The organism is Corynebacterium evansiae (assembly GCF_027570065.1).
Classification (GTDB): domain Bacteria; phylum Actinomycetota; class Actinomycetes; order Mycobacteriales; family Mycobacteriaceae; genus Corynebacterium; species Corynebacterium evansiae.
The window spans coordinates 1-456 of the sequence record NZ_JAKMUT010000026.1; the positions used below are offsets into that span (position 1 = coordinate 1).

The 456-nt window shown below is 53.1% G+C and carries 1 pseudogene; it reads right to left on the reverse strand.

Features of this window, described 5'->3' with window-relative positions:
* Positions 1–43 precede the first annotated feature (43 nt).
* A pseudogene (locus tag L8V00_RS09990) lies at positions 44–456 on the reverse strand (IS1249 family transposase); the annotation flags it as partial.

Genomic DNA, 456 nt, shown 5'->3' on the forward strand with positions numbered 1-456 from the left:
GGGTTAAGTAAAGAAAAGTGTGTCTTTTCCGGGCGTGTTGCGGTTATTTGATCCAGCCTTTTTGGATGCCGAGGTTGTGTTGGTAGCTGGTGTCGATGGCGGTGTCGTATTCTGCTGGTGCACCGATGTCATTGGTAGTGGCTGTGGTGTTGTGGGTGATCAGGTCTGTTGCTGTGGAAAGTGCGTCTTGACCCCATCGTTGGTCCCTGGCGATCTTGACCGGATCGTCAGGGACTTCTGTATGTAGATACAGCCACCAATCCATCACTGTGCGTTGATGCGGTAGTGATAGTCCGCGGTGTCTGCGGGCTAGTTCTTTTATGGGGGCGTTGATGCCACCTTCGAGGCTGTTTGTTGTTGCTGCAAGGTTGTCGGGGTCGATGGTTGTTGGTGGGGGTTGCAGGTAGGTAAACAGCAGGTCTCTGCGGTGCAGAGATAGCAATGATTGATAGGCCG